At 52.4% G+C, this 6,397-nt stretch carries 4 protein-coding genes; all 4 read right to left on the bottom strand.

Annotation, left to right across the window (positions count from 1 at the left end; all coding sequences use genetic code 11):
- Positions 1–1,928 (bottom strand): T6SS effector BTH_I2691 family protein (locus tag J1785_RS04520; RefSeq protein WP_217218906.1); only part of this gene is annotated, 1,928 nt, incomplete at its 3' end.
- Entirely contained in the window at positions 1,925–2,956 is a 1,032-nt protein-coding gene (locus J1785_RS04515; protein WP_217218905.1) for a DUF4123 domain-containing protein, read from the bottom strand. The genes J1785_RS04520 and J1785_RS04515, both read right to left, overlap by 4 nt.
- Before the next feature lie 12 nt (positions 2,957–2,968).
- Positions 2,969–5,341, bottom strand: a complete 2,373-nt coding sequence (locus J1785_RS04510; protein WP_217218904.1) for a type VI secretion system Vgr family protein — start codon at positions 5,339–5,341, stop codon at positions 2,969–2,971.
- 158 nt (positions 5,342–5,499) lie between these two features.
- The gene (tssL, locus tag J1785_RS04505) at positions 5,500–6,132 is read right to left on the bottom strand and encodes a type VI secretion system protein TssL, short form (protein ID WP_217218903.1); all 633 of its coding nucleotides are present in this window, start codon (positions 6,130–6,132) and stop codon (positions 5,500–5,502) included.
- Positions 6,133–6,397 lie beyond the last annotated feature (265 nt).

Here is a 6,397-nt window from a genome sequence, read left to right as displayed (position 1 = left end):
CTCTTGAACTCTTCTAAACGGTCGAGGTTTTTATCAATCTGACTCAATTTATTATCACGGATCTTCTGTATATTCTCCCTCGCCTCAGCCGTGAATATACTCTCTCCCGCAGGATGGGCGATTGCGTCATTCATCATTTTGACTAGCTGGTCTTTTGCAACGCCGGAATCCAAAAGAAATAATGCCCTGAGCGCTTTTCCCTGAAAGGTATCCACCACGGTGCCGGCCAGTACCTGATTGGTCATGGTTGTGAGGGCGCGGTCACCAAACCCCATAATCCTTTGTGTCAGGGATTGCGCCTGACCGGATGACATCATGGCGGTTAATGCCCTGTCCACGGCGTCAGCATAAACTCCCAGATTATTGAGGATAAACTGCGTATCTGTTTTTATTTGCTCACCTGCCGAGGGCGCTTTCTGGCTTTTTATCTGTGCCAGTAGCGGATTAACGGAGGTCATGACCGCCGGGCTGTTAAAAAACTGATAGCGCCAGAGCAGGTTCTTATTGTCCAGCGTGGAATAGCTGTCGGCCCACGTATTAATCTGCGCCTTTCCCGTCTCACTCAGATTTATCGACGCCAGCGCGTAACCGACCATTTCCCGGTAATTAAGGTGGTCCTGAGTCAGGTCAGAGTTGAAATCGTCAATGCAGGCAATAAACAGAGGATGCTGTAACCACAGCAGGCGCAGCCCGATAAGGATGCCTGTTTTTTCCTCTACGGTACGGGTCAGTTCCCCGTAAGCGATTTCAAAATCCGTGATCCAGCGCTGTTCAAACTTATCCGCGTATTTCTGCCAGGCTTTGTTCACTGCATTGAGTTTCCATTTCGCCCGGCTTTCTGCGTATATTTTTTCCAGTTCTTCATAGGAGGGCGTCGTCCCCTTCAGGTCGAATCCGGCCCCGTTCAGCACCGTTTCAATACTGTGCCGTGAAGCCTTCTCCGGGAAGGTCTGGTCAAACTGCTGTTCTTCAGCCTGTCTGATGACCCGCTCCAGCCCTTTGATATCGTAATAGGTCGCAAACTCCACGCCCAGCTCATCGCGGTAGCGTTTATGCATCAGCGTCATGTCATCACACCAGCCGGTCAGCTCATGCGCGATGCCAATCGGGTCATTGACTGCCATGATAAGCGGTTTTACCGGCGTGCCGTCGGGTAACGTGCCGCGCGATGCTAAAGCGGTCAGGGTCACACTTTCTTTTCCGGCACGTTCAGTGCTCCAGGGGTAAAGCGTGGTGCGCGGACGAACAGCATCGGCCGCAAAAGTGTAAAACGGCGAGGGGTCGGGTATGTCGCTGATACTGGAAATGTTGCTGATACGGGAAATATCAGTGGAAAAAGGTAACTTCCCGGCGGGACAGGCAGGCCCCGGCGGCTGATAATCAAGTACGGTTTGCAGGGGCGCCTGCGTGGCCTGTGCAATGCCCTTTTCCTCTTCCGGAGCGTTCCATTGCCAGGGTTCTACCTGCTGCATACGGGCCTTTCGTTTACCGGCATCAGTGGCATAAATGTCCAGCAGGGCCGGGTTCCATTTAGCCGGTGTATAGGCCAGCCAGAGCGTGCTGGTGAGAGCCAGCTTATCCAGCACAATGAATTCAATATTGGCGGATTTATGGAAACCTCTTTCGCAATCCGACGTGTATTTGGGCTGTGCGGAAAGGGCGTCATTCTGCTTCCACAGTCCGCCATCTGGCGTGATGCTCCAGGTTTCCCAATGTGCATCGGCTTCGTACCAGACGTATAAAAAACCGGCGCGCATGGCGCGTAAACCGTAGTCATAACCGGTGGTTTTAGGGAAATCGATTTCAGGTTTAGCCCATCCCGGCAGTTTAGGGGAGAGTGAGTCCGGTATCGGGGCATAACGCACCGGCAGAATGGCCGGGCCGCCCGGCTGACAGCGGGGACAAATTACGACTGCAGGCTGACTCATGACAACAGCTCCTTGTTTTTGTGCGTGGCAACAGCCTGGCGCGAACATTCACTGGCCAGCCGCTGCCAGTCCTTTGATGTGAGTGCGCAAATGCGCTGGCGATAGCGTATATCGGCTGGCTGAGTCTCTGTGGATAGCAGATATTGAAACTCAGGACTCAGATCGATGTGCGGGTGATAGCGCAGGACGTGAAAGGCAAATAATGCGCGCTCATCAAAGGTGGTAATGACGGGCGAATGGGCAATGCGTTGCAACGCGAGTTCTGCCATGCTTCGTAATGCAGCCTCGCTCCTGCGTGAATCGTGCCTGGTCAGATCGCGGTATTGCCTGAGCGCCTGATTAATGATCCCGACGCGTTCCAGCATTGCATTGTCATTTTCCTGCAAGGCCAGGGAGAAGGTCAGCAAAGGTTGCGGGGATGTGGTGTGTCGGCGGGAAACAAGCCGGCCGTCGCCGTCCGGGAAATGCCACCCTGACAGGATGCCCAACATGCGCTGTTGCTGGAAACTACTCAGGTGCGGCCATAGCGTGTTATTCACTGCCGGATCAAAGTAACGCAGTAAAATATTGCCGCCTTCCTTCAGCTTTTGTACTGCAGTACTGCCCAGTTGACGGGCAACAACGCTGGCAGGCTGCATGCTGGTCAGCCAACCGCACAGGGTGCGACCGCAACCGGCCATCAGTTTTGCCGGATCGATTTCCTGCAGTGACCGGATGATGCTTTCTTGCAGCAAGGTTTGATCCTCTGGCCGGGCGAGGTCGAGTGTTATCAGCCACGGGTAATAAGATTGTGGTATTGAGGCATGCCGCAAGGCGACGGGTTCCGGGCGGCGTTCTGTCAGGGTGATAAGCCAGGGAGACGTAATGTTAAGTTCCAGTTTCGCCGGATCAATCAACAGAAATACGTTTTCTCCGTTTCGGAGCAGATGTTCACTCAGTTCGTTAAAGATTGTTGTCGCCTGTTGTTTAATTGCCGTATCGCCGTAATCAAACAACACCTTTTCTTTGTCATATTCCAGAGTCGTCATTTCATTCATCCTTTAACTCAGGCTTACCGTCGGTCCCTGACCCGCCGCCGCTTCGTCTATCATCGAAGCGCAGTGTTCCGGTAATTTCAGCGATGCATTCTGGCTGTCCGGCCCGACTTTTTGCAGCGTGGCACTTTTCACTGACACACTGCCCGGCCCGCCGATTTCCACGTTACCGCCTTTGATGCGAATAAAACCGCCGCCGCATTCAAGCAGCAGTTCGGTTTTGGCTGAAACAGTCACTTTGCCGTCGCTGCTGGCGATCGACATGTCTTTCTTCGAGAACATATCCAGTGCATCACTTTGCGCCTGGATCTGGATCCGGCCGGCGGCAGCAAACATTTTGATGCCCATGGCTTTGGCGAACAGACTGAGAATTTCCCCTGAGGCGATACGCAGTTTTTGCGCGATGCTGATATCGGCATTCTTGCCTGCTGTGGCAATCAGGTTTTCACCGGCGGAGAGTTGCAGGCTGGCTGGGGTAACTTGCGCGATCCCGGCGGGTGCAGAGAGAAGCAGGGCGCGCTGTTGTAATTGTTTAAGCGTGTCATTCATCAGGCTGGCTTGTTTTTCGATATCGGCCAGCTCTGCTTTGGCCATTTTCGCGGCGGTGTGAAGGCTGATCGCTTCACGATGTGCTGCTTCCAGTTCGTCAAGCGCTTCATGCATATCGAGAACTTTTCCCTGCGCCTGAAGCTGACCGTCGGCACTGATAAAAATACCTTTGGCGGCACGGATGGCACCCCAGTGATCTGTTCGCAGTTCGAACCCTTCACCACGCTGTTCTTTCTTGTTATCCACCAGGTGCCCGATACTGACCTGGCTTTTACCGTATTCCGTGGCGACTTTGACATGCTCTTTACCGCGTTCGTCGTCGAGCCTGAGTTTGTTGTTTGCCGGTGTGCGCAGTACGTTTCGTTTATAGTTTTCAATAGTCACATGATCAGGGTGGCGGGAGTCGTGAAGGGCATGAGCGATATACGGCTTATCGGGATGCCCGCCGTCGAAGGCTACAGCAACTTCCGTCCCTGCCAGCAAAACCAGATGTAACCCGTAAGTATCCCCGGCATAGGCACGGGCCAGACGTATCCACGGGCTTTCATAGCCATCTTTCCAGGTATCGAGGTCAAAGTTGAAATTCAGGCGATAGCGGCCATCTTTATCGATATGGCTGTAGATGTCGTTCGGGCTGATACTGGTGATACGTGCCGGTACGGTGCCGATTATTTTCGGACGCGCCCGCAATGCAGGACGAAATCCGACGGTTTCACTGTATGGAATGCCGGCGAAAGTCACCTGATAGGACGTGCTCCGTGATGCGCGGGCAACGGTTCCGGTGATCAGAATGCCTTTCCCGTAAGCTTTCGGAATGATGCCGTCGATTTCTAACATTTGCCCCGGCGCCAGCCGGGTAGCGTTGGTTTTACCCCATAGCTGATGCTGATCGTTCAGGTCACGTTCATGGCGCAGAAAGGCATAAAACCCGGCGCTGTCCGGTTCTGGTTTCTGTACGCCGCCTGTGTTCAGAAAGCCTTCGGCATAGTGATAAATATTGCCGGTGGTGGTTTTATCCTCTGGCACCACACTGTTTTCCACCGCCAGCGTATTTGCTGCATCGCGATAGTTGTAATCCTTTACCCTGACGGCACTTTCGACGATCTGATGCAGTGCTGACAAAGACCAGACGGACTCTGCGGCGTTATCGTTCATGCCCGAGACATCTTTCACCGGCAGTTTGACATCAAACTGGTAGTACTGCTGGGCATCGCCAAATATCACCACTTCTTCCTTGAGGCGGTTGTCCATTTCGAAAGTAAACCAGATCCCCACTTCGGAAAGCAGGCGGCGGATAAAGTCGAAATCGGACAGTTGCCACTGGGTGACTAACTCACGACGCGGATAACTCTGGCTCAGACGAAACTCAAACTGCCAGCCCTGATAGCGGTGATTATCCCGCAGGATTTTTTCAACGATTTCCGGTACTGACATGTTCTGATAAATGGCGCACCGGCGTGTGTGGTCGAGCAGGACCAAATGGGGTTCGAGTGTCAGGCGGTAGTGTGCTTCATCGCGGGATTCTGACACGCGGACAAACTGAGTGATAACGCCGTGCACCGTGCGTTGTACCTGCGGGGGCGTAAAAATATTGAATGCTGTCGCCGGTAAAGATTGCATGATGAACGAGGCGTCCTGCATCAGAATAGTCTGCGGATCGATGTCCTGAATCACGCTGGTGACGTCGACGACATAACGGTAGGCCCGGCTCAGATGTTCGCTGGCGACAAAAGATTCAACATCGAGCGGAGCACTACTGTTGTGGACGGCGAGCTGATAACGGTTTAGGGAGCTGACAATGTTCAGAGGCGTTGAAGAGGCAGTATCCATACCTGAATTCCTTGTGTGTGATAAACGTTTCAGTGAGATGTCGACACGCTACCGCCCGTAGCCGTAAACCAAGGCCCATGAGGTCGTGTCTGTTCCGTGTTCTGGTGACGGACCTCGTGGTCATTTTCCGGTCCGTCGGAAAAGTGAAAATCAGCCGCCTATCTGTCGGGTAGCCACTGATGTAATAACTGTTCCAGTTGCAGGTTGAGCCCTACGCTCAGAAGCAGCGTTATCAGCAGCAGTCCACATCCGATTAACCGGGGAGAACGCAACCAGCCACCGTGCCTGATAAAGTGGCGGTTTATGATTACCGGCGTATTCAGAGGGAAATCAAAGGCAGGAACTAACTCGTTGAGTTCATTGAGAAGTACCTGACGGGCAGGTGCTGACTTATCGCGATAGATGCCCTGAAATCCGAGCGCCAGTGCACGTTGAAAACACGTCAGGACGCGGATATCGGGCGAAGGCTGCTGCAGTACCTGACGAATGCGTTCATACAGTTCTTCGCCAGCCTGGAATGTCTGAAAGAAACGAACTTGCAGGGGCTGATTCTGCCAGGCGACACGTTGACTGGTATTTCCTGAAGCGGATTCATCAAGCAAAGCACACTGTGTGTAAGTGATATGATCAATATTCTCAACCGAGATATTTTGGTCTTTAAGGGCTTTACGTACCGCATCAACCTGAATAATGCCCTGCTGATAAAAAGGCTCCCCTGTCGGCTGATCGTTTCGTCTTAGCGATATAACCAGTAACCAGGTGCCCTGAAGCAATCCATCAATAGACGTCATGAGTGAATATGTCCGTGAGGTTAAAAATAAAACCGGCAATAAAATTAACGCGTCAGGGATTAAGCTTATAACGACACAACAGGGAGGGATATAAAAATGAATATGGCCTGTTTAATTTAATTCCTGAATGTTCAGGGGGTTGCAGGGAGGTTGTTTACGTTCAGGCCCCTTCTGACGTGGCTTGTGGCGATATTGTTTTGTCATTCAGGCTTGTGCGTGAAATTTTTCAGTCACACAAGTGTGCTGATTTTCAGATAATTAGTAC

The organism is Rahnella perminowiae, assembly GCF_019049755.1.
GTDB lineage: Bacteria > Pseudomonadota > Gammaproteobacteria > Enterobacterales > Enterobacteriaceae > Rahnella > Rahnella perminowiae.
The sequence above is the reverse complement of the archived record's forward strand: the minus strand, read 5'-3'. Positions and strand labels throughout refer to the sequence as shown.